Below are 253 nucleotides of genomic sequence, written 5' to 3'. Positions count from 1 at the left end.
CGAAACCTGCCAGCACGCGCTCGATCAGCTCATTATGCACAGCCAGCCAACCCACGCTGTCGCCGTTTTTGATGATGAAAACCGCAGTAGCGGCTGGCGTCATCAGCGTTTACCAGATTACAAAGCGGGTCGACCGCCAATGCCGGAAGAGTTGCACGACGAGATGCCTGCATTACGCGCCGCCTTTGAGCAACGCGGCGTCCCGTGCTGGTCAACCAGCGGCAACGAAGCCGATGACTTAGCCGCCACGCTG

General features: G+C 59.7%; 1 protein-coding gene. It reads left to right on the top strand.

Going from position 1 to position 253, the window contains the following annotated elements:
- On the top strand, nt 1-253 hold a 253-nt coding region (locus QP119_RS11915), incomplete at both ends, for a hypothetical protein (RefSeq protein ID WP_423777811.1).

It is taken from the genome of Corynebacterium frankenforstense, assembly GCF_030211955.1.
Lineage (GTDB): Bacteria > Actinomycetota > Actinomycetes > Mycobacteriales > Mycobacteriaceae > Corynebacterium > Corynebacterium frankenforstense_A.
This window is presented reverse-complemented; position numbering and strand designations above follow the sequence as displayed.